Origin of the sequence: Mesorhizobium sp. WSM4312 (genome assembly GCF_002294875.1) — a bacterium.
Taxonomy (GTDB): Bacteria; Pseudomonadota; Alphaproteobacteria; order Rhizobiales; family Rhizobiaceae; genus Mesorhizobium.
Genome location: NZ_NSFU01000005.1, coordinates 12,194 through 32,092, shown reverse-complemented (window position 1 = coordinate 32,092; position 19,899 = coordinate 12,194). Strand labels below are relative to the sequence as shown.

Annotated in this window: 25 protein-coding genes; 12 read left to right on the top strand and 13 right to left on the bottom strand. The window is 65.0% G+C overall.

Annotated features, from left to right (window positions below; genetic code table 11):
- Nucleotides 1-78 precede the first annotated feature (78 nt).
- Together CK228_RS08995 and CK228_RS08990 are read right to left on the bottom strand one after the other, a co-directional pair.
- A complete protein-coding gene (locus CK228_RS08995) occupies nt 79-615 on the bottom strand; it encodes a hypothetical protein (RefSeq protein ID WP_179295857.1) in 537 nt (178 codons plus the stop codon).
- Between the two features lie 121 nt (nt 616-736).
- Nucleotides 737-1,063, bottom strand: a complete 327-nt coding sequence (locus tag CK228_RS08990) for a DUF1330 domain-containing protein (RefSeq protein ID WP_095774007.1) — start codon at nt 1,061-1,063, stop codon at nt 737-739.
- Between the two features lie 175 nt (nt 1,064-1,238).
- Here CK228_RS08990 and CK228_RS08985 point away from each other — a divergent pair, with 175 nt between their 5' ends.
- Nucleotides 1,239-1,931 (top strand): helix-turn-helix domain-containing protein, encoded by a 693-nt coding sequence (locus CK228_RS08985; RefSeq protein WP_095773756.1) that lies wholly within the window; start codon nt 1,239-1,241, stop codon nt 1,929-1,931.
- Nucleotides 1,932-1,996: 65 nt separating this feature from the next.
- Here the strand turns inward: CK228_RS08985 and CK228_RS08980 are convergent, their stop codons facing one another.
- Nucleotides 1,997-2,218: a transcriptional regulator gene (locus tag CK228_RS08980; protein ID WP_095773755.1), complete on the bottom strand. Its 222-nt coding sequence runs from the start codon at nt 2,216-2,218 to the stop codon at nt 1,997-1,999.
- A gap of 85 nt (nt 2,219-2,303) precedes the next feature.
- Here CK228_RS08980 and ada point away from each other — a divergent pair, with 85 nt between their 5' ends.
- The 4 genes from ada to CK228_RS08960 all read left to right on the top strand — a co-directional run bounded on the left by ada (nt 2,304) and on the right by CK228_RS08960 (nt 5,096).
- Complete coding sequence (gene ada, locus CK228_RS08975; protein WP_095787614.1) at nt 2,304-3,431, top strand: bifunctional DNA-binding transcriptional regulator/O6-methylguanine-DNA methyltransferase Ada; 1,128 nt, start codon at nt 2,304-2,306, stop codon at nt 3,429-3,431.
- Between the two features lie 18 nt (nt 3,432-3,449).
- Nucleotides 3,450-3,659, top strand: coding sequence for a hypothetical protein (locus CK228_RS08970; protein WP_245437606.1), 210 nt, complete (start codon nt 3,450-3,452; stop codon nt 3,657-3,659).
- A gap of 145 nt (nt 3,660-3,804) precedes the next feature.
- Nucleotides 3,805-4,356, top strand: a complete 552-nt coding sequence (locus tag CK228_RS08965) for a methylated-DNA--[protein]-cysteine S-methyltransferase (RefSeq protein ID WP_095787612.1) — start codon at nt 3,805-3,807, stop codon at nt 4,354-4,356.
- Nucleotides 4,353-5,096, top strand: a complete 744-nt coding sequence (locus CK228_RS08960; RefSeq protein ID WP_095787611.1) for a 2OG-Fe(II) oxygenase — start codon at nt 4,353-4,355, stop codon at nt 5,094-5,096. Before CK228_RS08965 ends, CK228_RS08960 begins: the two co-directional genes overlap by 4 nt.
- Before the next feature lie 9 nt (nt 5,097-5,105).
- Here the strand turns inward: CK228_RS08960 and CK228_RS08955 are convergent, their stop codons facing one another.
- Nucleotides 5,106-6,008, bottom strand: a complete 903-nt coding sequence (locus CK228_RS08955) for a LysR family transcriptional regulator (protein ID WP_095787610.1) — start codon at nt 6,006-6,008, stop codon at nt 5,106-5,108.
- Nucleotides 6,009-6,128: 120 nt separating this feature from the next.
- Here CK228_RS08955 and CK228_RS08950 point away from each other — a divergent pair, with 120 nt between their 5' ends.
- A complete protein-coding gene (locus CK228_RS08950) occupies nt 6,129-7,043 on the top strand; it encodes an alpha/beta hydrolase (protein ID WP_095787609.1) in 915 nt (304 codons plus the stop codon).
- Nucleotides 7,044-7,150: 107 nt separating this feature from the next.
- Nucleotides 7,151-7,912 (top strand): alpha/beta hydrolase, encoded by a 762-nt coding sequence (locus CK228_RS08945; protein WP_095787608.1) that lies wholly within the window; start codon nt 7,151-7,153, stop codon nt 7,910-7,912.
- 45 nt (nt 7,913-7,957) lie between these two features.
- On the opposite strand, the gene CK228_RS08940 is transcribed toward CK228_RS08945, so the two are convergent.
- From CK228_RS08940 to CK228_RS08920, 5 genes are all read right to left on the bottom strand, one after another.
- Nucleotides 7,958-8,887, bottom strand: coding sequence for a sigma-70 family RNA polymerase sigma factor (locus CK228_RS08940; RefSeq protein ID WP_095787607.1), 930 nt, complete (start codon nt 8,885-8,887; stop codon nt 7,958-7,960).
- Nucleotides 8,884-9,414 (bottom strand): dihydrofolate reductase family protein, encoded by a 531-nt coding sequence (locus CK228_RS08935; RefSeq protein ID WP_095773747.1) that lies wholly within the window; start codon nt 9,412-9,414, stop codon nt 8,884-8,886. The genes CK228_RS08940 and CK228_RS08935 overlap by 4 nt, the downstream gene beginning before the upstream one ends.
- A 2-nt stretch (nt 9,415-9,416) precedes the next feature.
- Nucleotides 9,417-10,349 carry an alpha/beta hydrolase gene (locus CK228_RS08930; protein ID WP_095787606.1) on the bottom strand — a complete coding sequence of 311 codons (933 nt, stop codon included), beginning with the start codon at nt 10,347-10,349 and terminating at the stop codon, nt 9,417-9,419.
- A 105-nt stretch (nt 10,350-10,454) separates the two neighbouring features.
- Nucleotides 10,455-11,336, bottom strand: a complete 882-nt coding sequence (locus tag CK228_RS08925; protein WP_095787817.1) for an SDR family oxidoreductase — start codon at nt 11,334-11,336, stop codon at nt 10,455-10,457.
- 122 nt (nt 11,337-11,458) lie between these two features.
- Nucleotides 11,459-12,046, bottom strand: coding sequence for a dihydrofolate reductase family protein (locus CK228_RS08920; protein WP_095787605.1), 588 nt, complete (start codon nt 12,044-12,046; stop codon nt 11,459-11,461).
- 110 nt (nt 12,047-12,156) lie between these two features.
- On the opposite strand from CK228_RS08920, the gene CK228_RS08915 reads away from it, so the two are divergent.
- Nucleotides 12,157-12,579 carry a helix-turn-helix domain-containing protein gene (locus CK228_RS08915; protein WP_095787604.1) on the top strand — a complete coding sequence of 141 codons (423 nt, stop codon included), beginning with the start codon at nt 12,157-12,159 and terminating at the stop codon, nt 12,577-12,579.
- A gap of 67 nt (nt 12,580-12,646) precedes the next feature.
- Here the strand turns inward: CK228_RS08915 and CK228_RS08910 are convergent, their stop codons facing one another.
- Nucleotides 12,647-13,360 carry a thioredoxin family protein gene (locus CK228_RS08910; RefSeq protein ID WP_179295856.1) on the bottom strand — a complete coding sequence of 238 codons (714 nt, stop codon included), beginning with the start codon at nt 13,358-13,360 and terminating at the stop codon, nt 12,647-12,649.
- A gap of 208 nt (nt 13,361-13,568) precedes the next feature.
- On the opposite strand from CK228_RS08910, the gene dinB reads away from it, so the two are divergent.
- Complete coding sequence (gene dinB / locus CK228_RS08905) at nt 13,569-14,816, top strand: DNA polymerase IV (protein ID WP_095787602.1); 1,248 nt, start codon at nt 13,569-13,571, stop codon at nt 14,814-14,816.
- Between the two features lies 1 nt (nt 14,817).
- Here the strand turns inward: dinB and CK228_RS08900 are convergent, their stop codons facing one another.
- Nucleotides 14,818-15,150 carry an excalibur calcium-binding domain-containing protein gene (locus CK228_RS08900; RefSeq protein WP_095787601.1) on the bottom strand — a complete coding sequence of 111 codons (333 nt, stop codon included), beginning with the start codon at nt 15,148-15,150 and terminating at the stop codon, nt 14,818-14,820.
- 183 nt (nt 15,151-15,333) lie between these two features.
- On the opposite strand from CK228_RS08900, the gene rsgA reads away from it, so the two are divergent.
- Nucleotides 15,334-16,374 (top strand): ribosome small subunit-dependent GTPase A, encoded by a 1,041-nt coding sequence (rsgA, locus tag CK228_RS08895; protein ID WP_095787600.1) that lies wholly within the window; start codon nt 15,334-15,336, stop codon nt 16,372-16,374.
- 18 nt (nt 16,375-16,392) lie between these two features.
- Here rsgA and CK228_RS08890 read toward each other — a convergent pair whose 3' ends face one another.
- Nucleotides 16,393-16,923, bottom strand: a complete 531-nt coding sequence (locus tag CK228_RS08890; protein ID WP_095776186.1) for a sterol desaturase family protein — start codon at nt 16,921-16,923, stop codon at nt 16,393-16,395.
- 186 nt (nt 16,924-17,109) lie between these two features.
- Between CK228_RS08890 and CK228_RS08885 the strand changes: the two genes are divergently transcribed.
- A complete protein-coding gene (locus tag CK228_RS08885; protein ID WP_095787816.1) occupies nt 17,110-17,580 on the top strand; it encodes an NUDIX domain-containing protein in 471 nt (156 codons plus the stop codon).
- 45 nt (nt 17,581-17,625) lie between these two features.
- On the opposite strand, the gene CK228_RS08880 is transcribed toward CK228_RS08885, so the two are convergent.
- Nucleotides 17,626-18,813, bottom strand: a complete 1,188-nt coding sequence (locus CK228_RS08880; protein WP_095787599.1) for a Gfo/Idh/MocA family oxidoreductase — start codon at nt 18,811-18,813, stop codon at nt 17,626-17,628.
- A 118-nt stretch (nt 18,814-18,931) separates the two neighbouring features.
- Here CK228_RS08880 and CK228_RS08875 point away from each other — a divergent pair, with 118 nt between their 5' ends.
- Nucleotides 18,932-19,825 carry a MurR/RpiR family transcriptional regulator gene (locus CK228_RS08875; protein WP_095787598.1) on the top strand — a complete coding sequence of 298 codons (894 nt, stop codon included), beginning with the start codon at nt 18,932-18,934 and terminating at the stop codon, nt 19,823-19,825.
- Nucleotides 19,826-19,899 lie beyond the last annotated feature (74 nt).

Genomic DNA, 19,899 nt, shown 5'->3' with positions numbered 1-19,899 from the left:
CCTGGCCGAGGCCAGGCGAACCACCCGGCCGTCTCTCGGTAGAGGTCAGGCGGCATTGCCGCCGCCTGACCTTGCCGGCTACTGGCTCGGTGCCATCGTGTGTTCGCACGACACTTTCGGGTTCATGTCGGCGAAGGTGCCGGTCGGGTTGCCCTTCCAGGCCCAGACATGCAGCTCGTAGAATTCACCCAGGCCATAGCGGTTGGGGGCGCTGTTGAAGTTGAACAGCTGGCCGTCCAGCGACGCCGGCCCCTTCGAGGTGATGTATTCGACCGCCACCAGCTTGAGCGTTCCGTCGGCCATCGGCTCGTACATCACGGCCTCGGGACGGGCGATGTCGATCTTGTCGTCCTTCAGGTATTGGCCGTTGACGTAGTGGATGCCCATGGCGCCACCGGTGATGCCGCTGGCGCAGGGTATGGGCGCGTAGCCCTCGGCCGTCGCCGCCTTGACGTCGAGGAACCGGCTGTTGGCGGCCCGCACCTTGTCGGCCAGTGGATTGGGGCCGGACGCGGCTCCGGCCGCTTCCTGATGCGCCTGTGCGAAGGAGGCGCAGACGGCCAGCATGGCCCCCGCCATGACGAGCCTGTTGCGAAGAGTTGATATCATGTCCATTCCATTCTTCTTGAAAAAGCACAGCTGGCCGGCCGCCGAAAATACGGCGGCCCGGCAGGCAAGCGCTGTGGCTGTTGCTGCTTGGAGGTCCCGAAATCGATGTGACGACTGCCGGGAAGCATCATCCCTTCGGCAGATACGGGATCGTTCCGGCCAGATCGGTATCGTCGATCAGCTGGAAGCGGCTGTCGCTGCCGCCCTGACGCGCCGAAACGAAAGGCGCATAGGCCGGATCGTTGGTGAACGCGCGTGCCGCCGCTTCCGACGGGAACGCCATCAGGGCGATCAGCGTGGTGTCGAGCGGCTTGCCTTCAAGCGTCTTCACATTGCCGCTGCGCGACAGATATTTGCCGCCATGCTTGTGGACGATGTCGTGCACCGAGGCCGCGTAGCCCGGCACCCATTTCGGATCCTTCATCTTGATGTCCGCGATAACGTAAGCAGTCATGGTCGTCTCCTGGTTGCGGCGCACAGGGCTATCCCGTGCGACCGGCCAAAGGGCTCGCATGGCCGGCCCCTCGCCAACCAGTCCGCGATCTGTACTGGGCGGTACAGTTTCCGTACTGGCCGCTTCATTCATGAAGGCCTAATGTTCGGCCAGCTTCGAGGGAGGTGCACCGATCATGGCCCAGCACGGATACAAGCAGTTCTGCCCGCTATCGATGGCCGCCGAGGTGCTGTGCACCCGCTGGACGATGGTGCTGATGCGCGAATTGGTGGCGGGTTCGACCCGCTTCAACGACCTGCGCCGCGGCGTCCCCAAAATGTCGCCGACCCTTCTGTCGCAACGGTTGAAGGAACTCGAGCTGGCGGGGATCGTCGAGCGCAAGGAGGTGCCGGGCGAGAAAGCGATCTTCGACTACCGGCTGACCGAGGCCGGCCGCGATTTGCGCCCTGTCGTCGAGGCAATGGGTTTTTGGGGACAGAAATGGGTCGAGTCCCGGCTGTCGCTCAAGAACCTCGATCCGTCGCTGCTGATGTGGGACATGCGGCGCAACCTGAACCCCTCGCCGCTCCCCGAAGGACGCACGGTGATACAATTTCTGTATCTGGATCTCCCGGCGTCCAAACGCTCGTGGTGGCTGATCGTCGAAAAGCACGGCGAGGTCGATCTGTGCTGGTACGATCCGGGCTTCGATGTCGACCTCTACGTCTCCACCGACCTGCACACGATGACGGCGATCTGGATGGGGTTGCTGACCGTCGAGAAGGCGGGCGCGAAGGTTTCCCTGACCGGCGACCAGGCTATCGGCAAGAAGATGCAGACCTGGCTCGGGCTCAGCCCGTTCGCGGTGGAACCCAAGAGGGCGGCGTAGGAGAACCGGTTCATGCCGCCCACAAAACGCGCATCGGTTTTGGGGCATGCCGCGAAAACAAAGGCTTACAGCGAGTCTTTGAATCCGGCTGGACGCGACCCGTCAACGGGATCGGATGCCTCAATCAGGTAGCGCTTGTTCTCATATGCCTCGATCAGGGTCGCGAGAACATCGAAGCGATCACCATCGAGCGAGCCGACCTCCGGCTCGTTGTCGAAATATCTTGTGATTTCGGCGATCGCCCAATCGTAATCGGCTTCGGTCTTAAGGGATCGAATGTTTTCCATCGCACCTCCTCCGGGTCGATCTTGTCATATTCTTTGTTGGCAGGAAACGGGTGGCGGGGCCGTCTTCCAGCGGCTTCAATGCGGCATGTTCATCACTCTCGCCAAAGACCTCAAATCGACGCCGCTGCCGGTCGCTGATGACCCGCGCTGGGCGCGCATCGTCGTGCGCGACAAATCGGCGGACGGGCAATTCTGGTATTCGGTGGCGACGACCGGCGTCTATTGCCGGCCCTCCTGCCCGTCGCGCCGCGCCAATCCCGTCAATGTCCAGTTGCACGACACGCTGGCCCAGGCGAAGGCGACCGGCTTTCGCGCCTGCCGGCGCTGCAGTCCGGATGGCCCTTCGCTGGAGGCCGGCAATGCCGCGATGGTCGCCGGTGCCTGCCGCAGGATCGAACAGAGCGAGGAAGAGCCATCGCTGGCTGAACTGGCTGAAGCCGCCGGGCGCAGCGCCGGCTATTTCCACCGCGTCTTCAAGGCGATCACCGGGCTGACGCCGAAGGACTATGCCGCCGCGCATCGTGCCGCCCGGGTCCGCCAGGGTCTCGCGGACGGCGCCAGCGTCACGGTGGCGATCTACGATGCCGGCTTCAATTCGAGCGGGCGCTTCTACGAGAAATCCACCGGCATGCTCGGCATGACGCCGACGCGCTACCGCGCGGGCGGCGCCAATGAGGACATACGCTTCGCCGTCGGCGAGACCTCGCTCGGCGCCATACTGGTCGCGTCGAGCCGCAGGGGCGTCGCCTCGATCCTGCTCGGCGACGATCCAGACGCGCTGGTGCGCGACCTGCAGGACCGTTTCCCCAAGGCGCGGCTGATCGGCGGCGACCGCGACTACGAGGCGCTGGTTGCCCGCGTCGTCGGCTTCGTCGAGGCCCCACGGCTCGGCCTCGACCTGCCGCTCGACGTGCGCGGCACCGCCTTCCAGCAGCGCGTCTGGCAAGCCCTGCAGGACATCCCGGTCGGCGGCACGGTTTCCTATGCCGAGATCGCCGAGCGCATCAGCGCGCCCAGGGCAACCCGCGCCGTCGCCGCCGCCTGCGCCGCCAACGCCCATGCGGTCGCGATTCCCTGCCACCGCGTGATCCGCAAGGACGGCGCCCTGTCCGGCTACGCCTGGGGCGCCGAACGCAAGCGCGCGCTGCTCGACCGCGAGGCCGGCGGATCGGCGAAGGCCGCCGACAGGGCCTACCGGTCTTCGCGGGCGTAACGACCGGCGATGCGCACGATGGCAAGGTCTTCCGCCGCCGGTGCGAACATCGAGATCGCCAACGGCGCCGCCGTCGACGCGAAGTCACAGGTCTTGGCCGCCATCGGCAAGCTGGTCGATGCCGGTAAGGCCGAATGGGGCCGTACTGCGAGTGGCGAGATCGAGCTGCGGCTGTTGTCAGGCGAGGTGTTTTTGCTCGGCGAACTCTTCGTCATTCGTGTCGCGTGACATGTAGACTGTTCAAAAGTCAGCGCTCTACGGAAGGCGACGACGGAGGTCTTCACACAGGCGATTTGAATTTGAAAGCAAGCACCGGAGTGAGCGAGGAAAGCCGCCTCTGTAGGTTTCCGGCACAGACAAAGGAGTCAGGGCAATGAACCTCTTGCAAACCCAAATAACCACACCGGCGGCGATAGCCACCCTCGACACCATCGCCTACGCCGTCGGCCAATCCGCGATCGGCAAGATCCTGGCGGCGCGCAGCCCGATCGGCGTCTGCGCCATCCTGATCGGCTCCGACGCCGACGCGCTGGAGCAGGACCTCGCCGACCGCTTTCCCGGCAAGGTGCTGGTCGAAGACAAGGGCGCTCTCGACGATGATCTCGCGGCGATAGCCCGCTTCATCGAAACGCCCAGCGCCGGCCTCGACCTGCCGCTCGACATGCGCCACGGCACGCCGTTCCAGCAAAGGGTGTGGGAGGTGCTGCGCGCCATCCCTTGCGGCGCCACCATCACCTACACCGCGCTTGCCCGGCGCCTTGGCCGGCCGAACGGCGCGCGCGCCGTGGCAACCGCCTGTGCCGCCAACGCCATCGCGCTCGGCATTCCCTGCCACCGCGTTGTCGGCGTCGACGGCACGCTGTCGGGCTACCGCTGGGGCATCGAACGCAAGCGCGCTCTGCTCGACAGGGAGGCCGCGATATGAACGCCCACGCCAAGGTTGCCACTTCGGTGGTCGAGGCCGCCGAGGTGCGCGTTGCCGCATACGACTGGCCGGCACTGGCCGCCGAACTCGACGGCTTCGGCTGCGCGGTGATGGAAAAGCTGCTCTCGCCCGAAGAGTGCCGGCAGATCGCCGGCCTCTACCCCCAGGAACAGCATTTCCGCAGCCACATCCACATGGCCAGGCACGGTTTCGGCAGGGGCGAATACCGCTACTTCCGCTATCCCTTGCCGGACCTGCTCGGCGGCCTGCGCAGCGCGCTCTATCCCAGGCTGGCCGAGGTCGCCAACCGCTGGAACGAGCGCATGGCGATCCCCCTGCGCTACCCCGCCAGGCATGCCGAATTTCTCGAACAATGCCATGCCGCCGGCCAGGTCAGGCCGACGCCGCTTCTGCTGCAATATGTCCCCGGCGACTTCAACTGCCTGCACCAGGACCTCTATGGCGATCTCGCCTTTCCCCTGCAGGTGGCGATCCTGCTCTCCGAACCCGGCGAGGATTTCACCGGCGGCGAATTCGCGCTGACCGAACAGCGGCCGCGCATGCAGAGCCGGGTCGAGGTGGTGCCCTTGCGCCAGGGCGACGCGGTGGCCTTCGCCGTCCACAACCGGCCGGTGCAGGGAACGAAAGGCACCTACCGCGTCAACCTGCGCCACGGAGTCAGCCGCCTGCGCTCAGGCATGCGCCACACGGTCGGCATCATCTTTCACGATGCGAAGTGAGGTGCCGGTTCACGCCTCCCAATAGGGCGGATCGCCAAAGGCATCGCGAAGCCATGCGGTGAGCGCACGCAGTTTGGCGGATCCGCGCCGGTCCTCGGGACAGGCGATATAGATGGTGGCCCCTTCAGGTTCGGCGCCGACATCGATGACCGTCAATCGCTTGTCGGCGATCTCGGTCCGGATGAAATAGGCAGGGAGCAGCGCCAGGCCGAGGCCAGCAAGCGCGGCGTCGCGCATCAAGATCCCGTTGTTGACGCGCAGCGCGGTTTGCGGGCGGATCGTCACCAGCCGCCGCGAAATCTTGAACCGCCAGTCGGCGGCACCGCGGATGGAATAGATGACGCCCTTGTGGCGTTTCAGGTCGTCGGTGGTCGCGGGCAGTCCGAACCGCCCGATATAGTCCGGTGACGCCACCAGGAAGCGACGGCTGGAAGCCAGCTTCTTGACGATGACCGGCCCGCCATCGACGACCGGCCCGTGACGCACAATGGCATCGTAGCCATCGGCCACCATGCTGACGAAACGATCGTCGACATCAAGCGTCAGTTCGATCCCCGGGTGCCTGGCCAGGAAGCCATACAGCGCCGGGCCGAGATGGAGGATGCCGAAACTGGTCGGCGCCGATATCCTGAACGGTCCGGCGAGTTCGCCGCGATCTTCGGCGATCTCGGCTCTCGCATCGGCCACCTCCTGCATGATGCGCCTGGCGCGCTCGTAAAAACCGCGCCCCGCTTCGGTGATGAAGAGCTTGCGGGTGGTGCGGTCCAGCAGCCTTGTGCCGAGGCTGCGCTCGAGTTCCGACAGCCGCTCGCTGACGACGGACTTGGACAGGCCCATGCGCCTGGCCGCCTCGCTGATCGAGCCGGATTCCGTGACGGCGACAAATGCGGCGGCGGCTTCAAGCTTTAGCATTGTTCGGCTTTCCCGAATTCACAATCAGGCGACCGACGCCTAACGAAACCAAGGGCATGGTGCCATAGTCGGAAAGACCGCGAAACATGTGGCGGCGGCAAAAGCTCGGGGTAATGCATCATGTTTCGTCCTTTGGTTATCGTCCTTGGTCTGCTGTCACTCGCCGCTCCGGCCTCGGCGCGCGTGATCCCGTTTCCGACCGTCTTCAAGACGCAGACGATCCAGACTAACGGCACCAGCCTGCATGTACGCGTCGGCGGACAAGGGCCCGCGGTGGTGCTGCTGCACGGCTTCGGCGACACCGGCGACATGTGGGCGCCGGTCGCGATAAAGCTGATGAAGGATCACACGGTGGTTGTGCCGGACCTGCGCGGCATGGGCCTTTCGGCGCATCCAGACAGCGGCTACACCAAGAAGAACCAGGCGCTCGACATCGCCGGCGTGATGGATGCGCTGAAGATCGACAAGGCCGAGCTGGTGACGCACGATATCGGCAACATGGTCGGCTATGCGCTGGCCGCGCAATATCCCAAGCGCATCACCAAATGGGTCGTCATCGACGCACCGCTGCCGGGCATAGGTGACTGGGACAAGATCAAGCAAAGCCCGCTGCTCTGGCACTTCAACTTCCGCGGCCCCGACATGGAGCGCCTGGTCGCGGGGCGCGAGCGCATCTACCTCGACCGCTTCTACAACGAACTGTCGGCCGACCCGAAGAAGATCGACGAGGCGACGCGCGTCCACTATGCAAAACTCTACGCGCGGCCGCATGCCATGCATGACGCCTTCGAACAGTTCAAGGCATTCGACCAGGACGCCATCGACAACCAGGCGATGCTTTCCACCGGCGGCAAATTGCCCATGCCGGTGCTGGCAGCCGGCGCGGAGAAATCGGCGGGCACGACACAGGCCGATACACTGCGTTTCGTCGCGTCGGACGTGACGGGAGCCATCGTGCCGGCATCCGGCCATTGGATCATGGAAGAAAACCCGGATGCCACGGTCAAGCTCATCACCGATTTCCTCTCCAGGTAACAACCGCCCGGCGCCACCATTTCGGGCCTGCTGAAACCGATCTCGTGAAACGAAGCCGATGGGTTGTCCCTCCCAGACCGCCCGTCACGACAAAATGGAGCCATTCTATGTCGCTGTCGCATCTTCTCTTGTCGGGAACCGCCGTCCTCATGGCGATGGCTACACCGGCTTCGGCCGCCGGCGTGCCGAAGAAAACGGTCGTGCTGGTGCATGGCGCCTTTGCCGACGGCTCGAGCTGGAACAAGGTCATTCCCTTGCTGGAGGCCAAAGGACTCAATGTGGTGGCGGTGCAAAATCCGCTGAGCTCGCTTGCCGCCGATGTCGATGCAACCAGGCGCGTCATCGAGGCCCAGCCGGGACCGGTCATCCTGGTCGGCCATTCCTGGGGCGGTGTCGTCATCAGCCAGGCGGGCGTGGACGACAAGGTCAAGGCGCTGGTCTACGTCGCCGCCTTCGCGCTGCCGAAGGGCCTGTCGGTGAACGATCTTGGCAAGGGGCAACCGGCGCTGCCCTGGGCAAGCGCCCTGCAACCCGACAGCGGCGGCTATGTCAGGCTAAGCGCCGAAGGCGTCGCCAAATATTTCGCGCAGGACCTGCCGCCGCAGGAGATCAGCGTGATCGCAGCCACGCAAGGTCCGCCCTTTGCCGGTATTTTCGATGAGAAGCTCGCCGTGGCGGCCTACGAGACCAAGCCGAGCTTTTACATCGTCGCCAAGCATGACGGGATGATACCGCCGGCTGCTGAAGCAGCGATGGCCAAGGCGATCGGCGCCAAGGTGACCGAGCTTGCGACCAGCCATGTCCCCATGCTCTCCAAACCGCGCGAAGTGGCCGATGTCATTCTGGCGGCCGCGGACTCGGTGAAATAAGCGGGAAAGCCGATCCCAGCGAGAAGACACTGCCGGACAAATCCATCATCCTTCGGCAGCCACCATCTCCAGGATCCACGGGCAGGCATAATAGTCGGCGATGCGGTCAATGACACCGCCGTCGGCATGGATGCGCACGAAATAGGCTGGCCGCCAGAGCTCGCCATGGAGCCTGTCGACGACCAGCACTGCCTCCTCCTGGACCACAGCCGGCCGCATGCGCCAGGGCTCGCCACGCTCATACTCGACGAAATAGGGCGAGTCGGAGAGCAGGCCATTGTAGCAGTCCGAAACCCGCAGCCGGGCGTCGGCGCTGGTCAGCGCCCGCACCCCGTCCCAGTCCCTTGCATTGAAGAGCTCGACATAGCGGCTCAGCAGCCGCTCCAGTTCGGGGTCGTGCCTGGGTGCCGCGACCGGTTGCGCCGGCAAGGCGGCGAGCTTGGCCCGGCCGCGATTGAGCGCCGACTTGACGCCACCCGATGTCGAGCCGACCAGGCCGGCAATCTCCTCCAGCGAATGGTCGAAGACATCCTTGAGCAGCACGCAGGCGCGCTCCTTCGGCGGCAGGTGCACCACCAGCCGTTCGACGGCGCGGCCGGCGCCCGCACCGGCGGGTTCGACGGGCAGCACGATCTCATCGCTGGCATAGCCTGCTTCGGCCTTGAGCCGCGTGCGGCGGGTGCGGATAAAGTCGATGCACCTGTTGTGCGCGATGCGGAACAGCCACGGCCGCAGCGCCTGCGCATCGTCGAGCAGCGCGATCTTGCGATAGGCCTCGAACAGCGCCTCCTGCATGATGTCCTCGCCGTCGAGAGCCGAGCCGGTCATGCGAGCGCAATAGCGGTGGAGACGGACGCGCAGATGCGAGACCGTCTCCAGGAACGCCCGGTAGCGAAGGTCGAACAGGCCTTCGGGGTCAAGCCGCAGCTCGATGCCTTGCCTCGTCTCAGCGGGATTGCGGATCTGCTGGTTCATCGCGGCACATAGGTCAGGGTCACCACGCCATTGTCGAAGCGATGCGTGCCGGCCAGATCGAGGCTGATCGAGCCGACATCCTCGAAGGCACGCTTGCCGTGCCCGACGCGGGTCGGCACGATCGACAGATGATACTCGTCGACCAGCCCGGCGCAAAGCAGCGTGCGGTCAAGTTGCGACACTCCGTATTTCAAGATGTCGCCGCCCGGCTGCCGCTTCAGCGCGGCGAGTGATTCGGCGACGTCGCCGTCAAGCAGCGTGGCATTCCAGCCTACCGATTTCAGCGTCGTCGAGGCGACCAGCTTCTTCATGCCGTTGATGCGGTCCATGTAGGGCCCCTTGAGGTCAGGCCAGCGCGCCGAGAACATCTCGTAGGTGACGCGGCCGAGCAGGAAGAAGTCGACGCAGGACAACGCCTGCAAGGCGTGCGCCTGGTTCTGCCCGTCGAAGAAGGGCGACGCCCACACCATCGGTCCTTCAACGACACCGTCCAGCGAGACAAAACTCGATACGACCAGCCGCCGCATGCTCACGCCGCCTTTTCGCCGGTCTTCCCGGCAGCCGGCAACCCCAACCTCGGCCGCACCCAGGCGGCGAGGCGGCCGATCGCGTCGTCGGCTTCCGGCGCCCGGCCGGCCATCATCTGGAAGGAATGCAGCATGTCGTCGAAGACGTCGAGCCGCGTCTCGACGCCAGCCTGCCGCGCGCGCTCGGCGAACATGCGGCTTTCGTCGACCAGCGTCTCATCGGCGCCGGCCTGCAGGAAGACGGGCGGAAAGCCGCTCAAATCGGCATAGAGCGGGCTGACCTCCGGATCCAGCCGGTCGCGGTCGCCGATGAAGTTGGTCACCAGCCAGTCGACGCCGCCCTTGGCGAAGAAAGGATCCTTTTCGCGGTTGGTTTCATAGCTGGCAGCGGTCAGCGCCATGTCGAACCAGCCGGAGATGATCAGCGTGGCGGCCGGCAGCGGCCGCCCTTGCGCGCGCAACCGCTGCAGGACGCCATAGGTCAGCACCGCGCCGCAGGAATCCGCGGCAAGCACGATCCGCCTGGTGTCGAAGCCCTGGTCGATGAGCCAGTTCCAGGCGGCCATCGCCGCATCGAGCTGGGCCGGATACTTGGCCTGGCTGGCCAGCGGATAGCCATAGAGCAAGGCCCGGCAGCCGACGGCCTTGGCCAGATGGCCGACCAGCTTGCGATGAGTGTAGATCGAGCCGCCGACGAAGCCGCCGCCATGCGCATAAAACAGCACGCGCCGCTCGTCGGCGCCCTTCGGCACAGCCCACAACGCAGGCACGCCGCCGGCATCCACCTCGATATAGTCGACGCCGCCGGGTTCTCCGGTCAGCGCCGTCCAACTGGCATCGTTGAACTCGACGAACGCCTGCGGACCCATTTTGCCGGCATTGGCGGCGATCGCCGCGTAGTGGTTCCTGTTTGCCTCGCTCTCGATGCTCGCCATGATGGTCTCCTGGTTACGGATCGCGGACCGCGCGACCTTTCGAGAAGCAAAGACGGATGGGCCGACAAAAAGGATACGTCGCCGCGGACGATTTTTCCGCCCCGGCTAGCCCTCACCCCGAAACATCGCGGCGTGGCGTTGGGCAAATTCAAGGAATGGCGTCGGCCGCACGCCGAACATGTCGTGCGTCGCCAGGTGCACCCGCGATTTCGGCCGCTGTAACCGCTCGGCCAGTTGTTCGTCCAGCGCATCGGCGAAGCCGGCCGGAACGCCGCTGGCCAGCAGGTTGCGCCGCCGCTCTGCGGGGCTGACGTCGACATAGCGAACCGGCTTGCCGATCGCCTGCGATATGAGCACGGCGATATCGCTCATCGTCAGCGCCTGCGGCCCGGTCATGTCGAGGCTCTCACCTTCATGGCCACCATCGCGCAGCAGCCGGAAGGCCACCTTGGCGATATCCTCGACATCGACCGGCGACAGTTCGGTCTCGCCGAGCGCGAGATGGAATGCGCCCTCGGCGGCAATGGTCGGCGCGTCGCGCAGGTACACCTGCATGAACTGGCTGGGGCGCAGATGCGTCCATGCCATGCCGGCCCCTTCCAGATAGCGCTCGACCTCCTCATGCATGCGGGTGAAGCGGAACTTCGTCGCGTCGTAGCCGATGTTGGATTCGGCGCCCGAGAACTTCACCACATGCGCGACACCGGCCTGCCTGCAGGAATCGATGAAGCGGCACTGCGTTTCCGTCATGTCGTCGGCCGCGGTCGAAATCATCAGCACGCGGTCGATGTCATCAAGTGCCGCGCCCAGCGTTTCCGCCCGGCGCATGTCGCCCGCGACCAGTTCGACGCCGGCAAGTCCGCCGAGCCCTGCCGCTGACGCCCGGTCGGGATCGCGCACCAGCGCCCTCACCTCATGCCCTTGCCGCGCGAACTCGCGCATGATCGCCTTGCCGTTCAGCCCCGTGGCGCCTGTCACCAGGATCATCGTCATCTCCGTCTGGAATTGAAGCGGCCGCCACGCCGGCGACCGCACCTTGAAGACGAAGAGACGAGGGCAAAGGATTCTGCCCAAACGGTTTTTTGACAGGAACCTTCGCCGTGCTCCACTCACTGCGCCGGGGCGTAGCGGTTGACCACCATGCCGCAGGCATAGGCTTTCGAGCCGAGCAGCCGGAGGCTACGAAAACCGCCCTGGTCGAAGATGCGGCGGCCGGCGCCCAGCACGGCCGGATTGATGAACAGCTGGAACTCGTCGACCAGCCCGGCGGCGATCAGCGACGAGGCGAAGCCGGCGCCGCCGAAAACGGCGATATCAGCCCCCTCGCCCGCCTTCAGCGCGTTGACCTCCCGCGGCAGGTCGCCGCTCACCACCGTCGTGCGCCCCCATCGCGAGGTTTTCAGCCTGTCGCTCGGCACCACCTTCAGGGCCTCCACGATGCGCTGGGCGAAGGCGTAGAAAGGATCGCGCGGAAACCTCTTCGCCGCATTGCCCCAATGGCTGAGATAGCCCTCCTCGGCCATCTTGCGGCTGAGCAGGATGGTGTCGATGCCGGCGAAGACGGTGTTGAAATCGCGCTTCAGCTCTTCGTCCCAGCCGATGTCGTCGCCCCATTCCCAGAGCTGCCAGCGATGGTCCTCGTTCGCCCCGACAAAACCGTCGACCGACATCTGCATCTGCAAGATGAGCTTCCTCATCGTCGTCTCCTCATTTGTTCCGCTCAAAGGAATTGCTTTACTTTTGGAACCATTGACGCGAGGCAAAAACGATGTCAAGAGTAAAGTGGTTTAAAAATGGAACCATAGGCATGTCGACGCGCGAAAGGTCCGGCTGCCCGATCAGCCTGTCGCTGGAACTGCTTGGCGATCGCTGGACGCTGCTCATCATCCGCGACCTGGTCTTCGCCGGGAAAAGGCATTTTCGCGAATTCCTGCAATCGGATGAAGGCATCTCCTCGCGCACGCTGGCCGAGCGGCTGCAGACGCTCCAGCACGAAGGCATCCTCACCCGCAGCGACGATCCGAGCCACGGGCTGAAGGCGATCTACCGGCTGACGGAAGCCGGCATCGACCTGTTGCCGGTGCTGGCCACGCTCGGCGCCTGGGGCAGCAAGCACCGCAAGGCCGACGATCAGCTCGCCCGCATCGCCGACGAACTGGCGGCCGGCGGCGAACCGGCGCTGGAACGGATGAAGGCGACGTTGCGGGCCGAGCATCTGGCCAACACATGATCGCCGAAGCTCTTGATGGACGCCGCAAGGCCGAGGCGGGGCTTAACGGCGCGGCGATATCGGTTCATCATCGGCCATCATACTCGTCGTGAAGGCGGACCCAATCGCCCAGCGTATGCGATGGCCCGTTTTCATTGCGGCCGATGGGTGTGAGGTCGAGATAGCTATAAGTCCCGATCAGGTTCTCGCCGCCCCGGCTCCGCACCTGGAAAGTGCAGTAGATCGTGCCATCGTCATCCCTGTAGAAAACGGTCGCGCCAGCGCGATCCCGGCCTTTCATCACGACCTCTTCGAAATTGAACAGCACCTTGCCCGCTTTGATCTGGTCCTCGGTGAACGACACCTGGAAGTCGAAATTGAAATCGCTGCCGAATGACGAAGCCCAATCGAACTGCCAATTCATCCGCGCCTTGAAATCCATGAGTTCGGCCAGAGGCGCGCGCGCGCAGACGACCAGGGAGACGTCGTGATGCCTGAGATGCTGGTTGGCGGCGTCGATGTGGTCGCAAAGGAATGAACAGCCGGTGCAGCGATAGTCCGCATTGGGCGGAAACATGAAGTGATAAATGATCAACTGGCTGCGACCCTCGAAGAGATCGGCCAGCGATTTCCTCCCCTGGGTCGTGTCGAACTCGTAGAGCTTGTCGATGCGCAGCCACGGCAGTGCGCGCCGCTCCGCCGCGAGTTGTTGACGCTGGCGCGTCAGCGCCTTCTCTTTTGCGAGATGCGATTTGTGCGCTTCAAACCAGTCCGAGTAAGGCGCGATGATGTGATCGGTCATGTCGTGCTCCTTCCGCATTCAGCCATGCTGACAGGCCCGTTTGCCCGTCTCTAGGACGTTGTTGAAAACCGCGACCCGACATTGGCTGTGCCATTTTCGCGGGAAGAGCACAGGCGATGCAGCCGGGCGCGGACATGACGCTTGACAGATGTACATGTTATGTTCTCTATTTGTTCCGGTCCATCAGCAACCGTGGATATGCAGCCGGATGGAAACGACAGCCACCATCCTGCATGCCGATCTCGATGCTTTCTATGCCTCGGTCGAGCAGCTGCTCGACCCGTCGCTGCGCGGCAAGCCGATCGCGGTCGGCGGCGGCGTGGTGCTCGCCGCCTCCTATGAAGCGCGCGCCTTCGGCGTGCGCGGCGGCATGCCGGGGCGCAAGGCGCGCGAGCTTTGCCCGCAACTGATCTTCGTCGGCGGCAATTTCAGCCACTACCAGCGGCTGGGGGATGCGGCGATCAAGGTGCTCGACGATTTCACGCCGGTGGTCGAGCGCATCTCCATCGACGAGGCCTTCGCCGATGTCGCAGGCTGCACGCATCTGTTCGGGCAACCGCGGGAGATCGCCACGGCGATCCGCCGCCGCGTGCGGGCCGAACTCGGCCTGCCGATTTCGATCGGCGTCGCCCGCACCAAGCATCTGGCCAAGATCGCCTCGCAGGTCGCCAAGCCCGACGGGCTGGTGGTCGTCGATCCCGGCACCGAACTGGCCTTCCTGCACGACCTGCCGGTCTCGCTGATGTGGGGCGTCGGTCCGGCGACCAAGGCAAGGCTGGCGGAAATCGGCGTCGAGACCATCGGCCAATTGGCGAGGACCCACAGCGGCGCGCTGACGCGGCTGCTTGGTCCCGCCGCCGGCGAAAAGCTCGCCGCTCTGTCATGGAACCGCGACCCGAGGAAACTGGAGACCAGGCGCCGGGCGCATTCGGCCGGCGCGCAATCCGCCCTTGGCCAGAAACCCGCCGTGGCGCGGGTGATCGTGCCCACCTTGCTGCATCTGGCCGACCGCGTCGCCAGCCGGCTGCGCGCCAAGGCGCGGCCGGGCCGCACGGTGACGGTGCGCGTGCGCTTTGCCGATCTCAGCGCCGTCACGCGCTCGATCACGCTCGACCAGCCGATCTCGGCGACCACCATGCTGGCCGAGATTGCCGGCGACCTGGTGCGCGGCGTGCTCGGCGACCATCCACGCGAAAAGACCATCTCGCTGCTGGCGATCTCGGTCTCGCACCTGGAGGAGAGCGCGGAGCTGCAGCTCGACCTGCCGCTCGGCCTCGCCGACGAGAAGCGCCGCCCCGGTAGCAAAAAAGGCCTCGCCCGCTTCGGCGCCGACCGCGCCATCGACAAGATCCGCGAACGCTTCGGCAAGCAGGCCGTCGGCTACGGCACGGTGGCGCTGGAAGCGGCACGCTCCGTGCCCGACGAGTTCAGGGAACTGGCGGAAAAGGAATTGTGAGCTATCTGCCTGTCCGCGAATAGCGATGCACTCTGACGCCGCTACCGCTTCCCCCATGCCAAGGTTCACAGGCGATACCGTCCCTGTCGGCATCATGCGTCGGCCAATAGCCCGGCTGTCCCTTGCGCGCGGGGGCAAGCCCGACGGCGCGGGCGGCAGCACAGTTGGGGAACGCGGCAAAGTGCCTTAAGGCGGCGAGCGGCGAGTCAATCTGGATGCCGACAAAGCCGTAGGCGATGTAGCCGGACAAGAGGATGAACGGCGCGAAAAGAGCCAGGTATTTCAGCCTGCTGTGGCGAAGAGTTGCAGGCCAATGCAAGAATGGCAGAAGCATTCCCGGCGCACCCCCAGCTTCAGGCCCGACACAAATCTATCTTCACCGGGCTGCCGCGACAACCGGCAACGCTTGCCAAACCTCGCCGTGCCGCCCATACAGCGGCGTGGGCGGATCGCCCGTTCCGAGGGGTCGGCGCCTCTCCTATCTTTCCCGAGGATACTGTCCGATGTCAGCGACGCCATGCCCTCGGTCGAAGCCGTGACGGCCTCCTCCTGCGCCCCATCCCTATCGCTTGCCGGCCTTGGATGGTCGGAGTTCTTCGGCGACCAGCTCGAGCCAGGCGATGCAGACCTCGTCCCGACCCGCATTGCCATGGTGCATCGAGACCGGCTGAGCGGCCTGTCCCAGACGGGACATACCGATCTGTCCCTGGCGCCGCAGGCCACCACCGGCGACTACGCCGTCGGCGACTGGGTGCTGGTCGAGTCGCATAGCCACCTCGTGCGGCGTCGCCTGACCCGCAAGACGGTTCTGGAGCGCCGCGTCCAGGGCGGCAGGGGGCCACAGCTGGCCGCGGCCAATGTCGACACGCTGTTCATCGTCACGTCATGCAATGCCGATTTCAACATCGCCCGGCTCGAACGCTATCTGGCGCTGGCCAACGAGGCCGGAACGACACCCGTGATCCTGTTGACCAAGGCCGATACGGCCGAGGACGCCGAGGCGTACCAAAGCCAGGCCGCCGCGCTGCAGCGCGGATTGGCCGTCGTGACGCTGAACCCGCGCATATCGGGCGCCGCGAGCGCACTCGCTGCCTGGTGCGGCGGGGGGCAGACGGTGGCGCTGATCGGTTCCTCCGGCGTTGGCAAATCGACACTGGTCAATAGTTTGGCCGGATCGGCGCAGCAGACCGGAGCCATTCGCGAACACGATGCCAAGGGACGCCACACCACCACGGCGCGGTCGCTGCACGCCATTGCCGGTGGCGGCTGGGTGATCGACACGCCGGGCATGCGCACGCTGCAAGTCTGCGACGCCGCCTACGGCATCGACACGCTGTTTGCCGAAATCACCGAGCTGGCGCCGCTCTGCAAGTTCCGCGACTGCATGCATGTGCACGAGCCGGGCTGCGCGGTGCAGGCAGCGTTAAAGGCCGGCACGCTCGATCCGGAACGCCTGGCCCGCTGGCGCAAACTGTCCGACGAAAACCAGCGCAACACGCCAGTGCTGACAGGACCTCGCGGCGCCAAGTCTCCCGCCGGCCGCGGCAAGCGGCGCTGAACGGCTGCCCTACTGCCCTCAAAGCCGCGCCGTGCCGAAAATCCGGTCCCAGAACAGCGACGTCACGCCGAAATTGGCGTTGTCGTCGATATGGTGGTGCACCGCGTGGCGGCGCTTGAGCGTGTAGAGATAGCTGGGATGGGCGGGGTGCCAATGATGGATCATGTGGTGGACGCTGATGTACCAGAGATAGCCCAGCATCAGCCCGCAGCCGACCGCGCTGGCGGTCGCGAAATCCGAGAGCAGCCAGATGGGTAGCGCGATCAGCGCATGCACGCCCAGGCTGAGCCAGGTCGGCGTGCCCACCGGACTGCGCTCCTCGATATGATGACGGTCGTGCAGATCCCTGATGTAGGGGACGTGATGCAGGACGAAGCGGTGCAGGACGTATTCGATCAACGTCCACAGGCCGAGACAGATCAGCACCGTGCCGATCCAGTCCGGCGCGCTCTCTTCCCCGGCCTCGATCAGCCCGGCCACGCCCAACAGGGCGATCGCCAGCGGATAGACCACGAAATCGCTGTAGTAACCGATCAGACCGAGTTGCATACCGGACGCCCCATCTGATTTCGACGCCGCCCCAGAATCGATGCTATCAGATTGCCGAACTCGCGGACGAGGTGCAATGCAGATGCATCTGACATAGCGTCGCAATTTCCCGGTGCAAGTTCAGCACGCATGATCGACTCAAGAATCGGCAAACCTCGCACCGGCGCTGCAAACGGACATGCAAAAATGGCAAAACGCAGTGCGGGCCTGCTGATTTATCGTCGAAGCGACGGGGATATCCAGGTGCTTCTGGTTCATCCAGGCGGCCCGTTCTGGGCAAGGAAGGATGAAGGCGCCTGGTCGATCCCGAAAGGCCTCATCGACGAGGACGAGGACGAACTGAAGGCAGCGCAACGCGAGGCCGGGGAAGAGCTCGGCATCGCGGTCGACGGCTCCTTCGCGCGCCTCGGCGACTACAAGCAACCAGGCGGCAAGATCGTCATTGCCTGGTCGGTCGAGGCCAGCACCGAGATCGATGTGGCCGCCATCAAGAGCAACAGCTTCACCATGGAATGGCCGCCAAGGTCCGGGTCGATGAAAGAATTTCCTGAGGTCGACAGGGCCGGCTGGTTCAGCCTGCCCGAGGCGGCGCCAAAAATTCTGCAGGGCCAGCGCCCGATGCTGTCGGATCTGGCGAAGCGGCTGGGGACCGGGTGATTGCCGGTGGCAAAACTGGCGATCTCCTCGTGTGGAGATCGGCTGTCACCCCGCAAACCGTGCCGCCGTCCACGCACCGCCCGCCGCGTTCGACGCCACCGCCGCGGCGACGAATTTCACGCCGCGCGCACCGTCGACCACATCCGGCACCCGCGCCGCGCGCGCGGCATCGACCACGCCACCGGAGCGATGCGCGCGGATGATGTCGGCGGCGTCGCGGTAGAAATTGGCGAAGGCCTCGATATAGCCTTCCGGGTGCGCCGCCGGCATGCGCGACACGCGCCGGCTTTCTTCGGTCGAACCATGGCCGCCGCGCACCAGCGTGCGGGTTTCCTCGCCATAGACGGAAAAACGCAGTTCCTCCGGCCGGCCGCCCGACCATTCGAGCCCGGCTTTGTCGCCATAGATGCGCACGGACAGATCATTGTAGTGGCCGGGCGATGTCTGGCTGGCCAGGATCGTGCCGCGCGCTCCATCGGTCCAGCGCACCATGACATGCGCATTGTCGTCGAGCCGGCGTCCCGGCACCGCGGTGAACAGGTCCGCCGACACCGCCTCGGCCTCGCAGCCTGAGATATAGCTCGCCAGGTTGAAGGCATGCACGCCGATATCGGCCAGCACCGCCGATTGCCCCGCCCGCGCCGGATCGGTGCGCCACTCCGCCTGCTTCTGCCCTTCGGCGTCGATCGGCCTGGTCAGCCAGTCCTGGACGTAGGCGCCATGCACCGAGACGATGCGGCCGAGTTCGCCCGCCGCCACCATTTCGCGCGCCTGGCGGACCATGGCGTAGCCGGTGTTGTTCAGCGTGACGACGAAGCGGCGTTTTTTGGCGCGCGCCAGCGTCACCAGCGCTTCGGCGTCGCCGAGCGTGGTCGACAGCGGCTTGTCGCAGATGACGTCGATGCCGGCCTCGAGGAAGGCGGTGGCGATCGGCGCGTGCAGATGGTTGGGCGTGACAATGACGACCGCCTCGATGCCGTCAGGCCGGGCGGCTTCCGCCAGCGCCATGGCGTGAAAATCGGCATAGCTGCGCTCCGGCGCGATGCCGATCTCGGCGGCCGAGGCGGCGGCATTTTCAGGGTCCGACGACAGCGCGCCGGCCACCAGCACGATCTGGTCGTCGAGGCGCATGGCCAGTCGATGCACGGCGCCGATGAAGGCATTGCGGCCGCCGCCGACCATACCGACCCTCAGCCGCTTGCCCGCCGACCCATCCGATGTTGCGTAGACCATGTTTTCTCCTCCGAGCAGATCCTTGGCGACGCGCCAAGCCTCTAGTCCGGCTACCACTTTCGAACACAATTTCCAATTTCCGTATTGTAATACGATTGTGCCACGTTAGCCTGAGATCATGAGTGGGGCGGGCAAATCTTCGGGACGATCTCTTGCCGACGAGGCGGCGACGCGCAAGCGCGGGCGCTCGCTGGCGGCGTTGGGCTATACCCAGCCGCAGACCTACGAGGAACTGCGCGCGGTGCTTTCCTCCGGCACAGTGCATTTTCCCAAGCGGCTGCGCCAGGTAGCGATCTTCATGTGGCAGCATCCGAGCGATGTCGCGCTCGGCACCATCGCGCAGGTGGCCGCGCAGGCCGGCGTACAGCCCTCGACGCTGGTGCGCTTTGCCCAGATCTTCGGCTATTCCGGCTTTTCCGATTTCCAGGGCCTGTTCAAGGAGCACGTCAAGGGTTCGTGGCCGGAAGCGCGCGGCGAGCCGCGCACCGAGGCGGAGCCGAATGCCGCCATGCATTTCCTGCACGGCATGGTCGGCGCCTCGCAGGCCTCGCTCGGACGCATCGAGGCGGGCTTCGACGTCGAGAGATTCGAAAAGATGGTGGCCCTGCTCGCGGCCGCCGAGCTGATCTATGTCATCGGCTCCAAGCGCGCCTTCCCGGTCACCGCCTATCTGTCGCTGACCTTGTCGCAGCAAGGCGTGCGCAATGTGCTGGTCGACAATGTCGGCTCCTCGGCACTCGACCAGGTCGGCTGCATCGGCAGGCAGGATGCGGTGCTGGCCGTCTCCTTCAGCCCCTACAATTCGATTACGCCCGACCTGGTCGCGGTGGCGCATGAGCGCAATGCCCGCATCGTCACCATCACCGACAGCACCTTCAGCCCGCTGATCGCTTTGTCGGACAGCTGGCTGGAAGTGGTGGAATCCGACTTCGCCGGCTTCCGCTCGCTGGCGGCATCGCTGGCGGTCGGCATGGCGCTGGTCCAAGGCGTCGCGGCAAAACGCGGCGCATGAGGCGCCGCTGGCACAATTGACTATCGGGAATTACCGTTCCATATTTTAAAAAATAGAAACTTTGTTCCGGGAGG

What these genes read in the sequence shown, in the direction of transcription:
- rsgA (WP_095787600.1), top strand. Translation starts at nt 15,334, where the DNA reads ATGCCCTCGGTCGAAGCCGTGACGGCCTCCTCCTGCGCCCCATCCCTA.
- CK228_RS08995 (WP_179295857.1), bottom strand. Translation starts at nt 615, where the DNA reads ATGGACATGATATCAACTCTTCGCAACAGGCTCGTCATGGCGGGGGCC.
- CK228_RS08885 (WP_095787816.1), top strand. Translation starts at nt 17,110, where the DNA reads ATGGCAAAACGCAGTGCGGGCCTGCTGATTTATCGTCGAAGCGACGGG.
- CK228_RS08960 (WP_095787611.1), top strand. Translation starts at nt 4,353, where the DNA reads ATGAACGCCCACGCCAAGGTTGCCACTTCGGTGGTCGAGGCCGCCGAG.
- CK228_RS08980 (WP_095773755.1), bottom strand. Translation starts at nt 2,218, where the DNA reads ATGGAAAACATTCGATCCCTTAAGACCGAAGCCGATTACGATTGGGCG.
- CK228_RS08950 (WP_095787609.1), top strand. Translation starts at nt 6,129, where the DNA reads ATGTTTCGTCCTTTGGTTATCGTCCTTGGTCTGCTGTCACTCGCCGCT.
- CK228_RS08900 (WP_095787601.1), bottom strand. Translation starts at nt 15,150, where the DNA reads ATGCTTCTGCCATTCTTGCATTGGCCTGCAACTCTTCGCCACAGCAGG.
- CK228_RS08910 (WP_179295856.1), bottom strand. Translation starts at nt 13,360, where the DNA reads ATGACCGATCACATCATCGCGCCTTACTCGGACTGGTTTGAAGCGCAC.
- CK228_RS08940 (WP_095787607.1), bottom strand. Translation starts at nt 8,887, where the DNA reads ATGAACCAGCAGATCCGCAATCCCGCTGAGACGAGGCAAGGCATCGAG.
- ada (WP_095787614.1), top strand. Translation starts at nt 2,304, where the DNA reads ATGTTCATCACTCTCGCCAAAGACCTCAAATCGACGCCGCTGCCGGTC.
- CK228_RS08965 (WP_095787612.1), top strand. Translation starts at nt 3,805, where the DNA reads ATGAACCTCTTGCAAACCCAAATAACCACACCGGCGGCGATAGCCACC.
- CK228_RS08930 (WP_095787606.1), bottom strand. Translation starts at nt 10,349, where the DNA reads ATGGCGAGCATCGAGAGCGAGGCAAACAGGAACCACTACGCGGCGATC.
- CK228_RS08890 (WP_095776186.1), bottom strand. Translation starts at nt 16,923, where the DNA reads ATGCAACTCGGTCTGATCGGTTACTACAGCGATTTCGTGGTCTATCCG.
- CK228_RS08920 (WP_095787605.1), bottom strand. Translation starts at nt 12,046, where the DNA reads ATGAGGAAGCTCATCTTGCAGATGCAGATGTCGGTCGACGGTTTTGTC.
- CK228_RS08970 (WP_245437606.1), top strand. Translation starts at nt 3,450, where the DNA reads ATGGCAAGGTCTTCCGCCGCCGGTGCGAACATCGAGATCGCCAACGGC.
- CK228_RS08955 (WP_095787610.1), bottom strand. Translation starts at nt 6,008, where the DNA reads ATGCTAAAGCTTGAAGCCGCCGCCGCATTTGTCGCCGTCACGGAATCC.
- CK228_RS08925 (WP_095787817.1), bottom strand. Translation starts at nt 11,336, where the DNA reads ATGATCCTGGTGACAGGCGCCACGGGGCTGAACGGCAAGGCGATCATG.
- CK228_RS08990 (WP_095774007.1), bottom strand. Translation starts at nt 1,063, where the DNA reads ATGACTGCTTACGTTATCGCGGACATCAAGATGAAGGATCCGAAATGG.
- CK228_RS08985 (WP_095773756.1), top strand. Translation starts at nt 1,239, where the DNA reads ATGGCCCAGCACGGATACAAGCAGTTCTGCCCGCTATCGATGGCCGCC.
- CK228_RS08935 (WP_095773747.1), bottom strand. Translation starts at nt 9,414, where the DNA reads ATGCGGCGGCTGGTCGTATCGAGTTTTGTCTCGCTGGACGGTGTCGTT.
- dinB (WP_095787602.1), top strand. Translation starts at nt 13,569, where the DNA reads ATGGAAACGACAGCCACCATCCTGCATGCCGATCTCGATGCTTTCTAT.
- CK228_RS08875 (WP_095787598.1), top strand. Translation starts at nt 18,932, where the DNA reads ATGAGTGGGGCGGGCAAATCTTCGGGACGATCTCTTGCCGACGAGGCG.
- CK228_RS08945 (WP_095787608.1), top strand. Translation starts at nt 7,151, where the DNA reads ATGTCGCTGTCGCATCTTCTCTTGTCGGGAACCGCCGTCCTCATGGCG.
- CK228_RS08915 (WP_095787604.1), top strand. Translation starts at nt 12,157, where the DNA reads ATGTCGACGCGCGAAAGGTCCGGCTGCCCGATCAGCCTGTCGCTGGAA.
- CK228_RS08880 (WP_095787599.1), bottom strand. Translation starts at nt 18,813, where the DNA reads ATGGTCTACGCAACATCGGATGGGTCGGCGGGCAAGCGGCTGAGGGTC.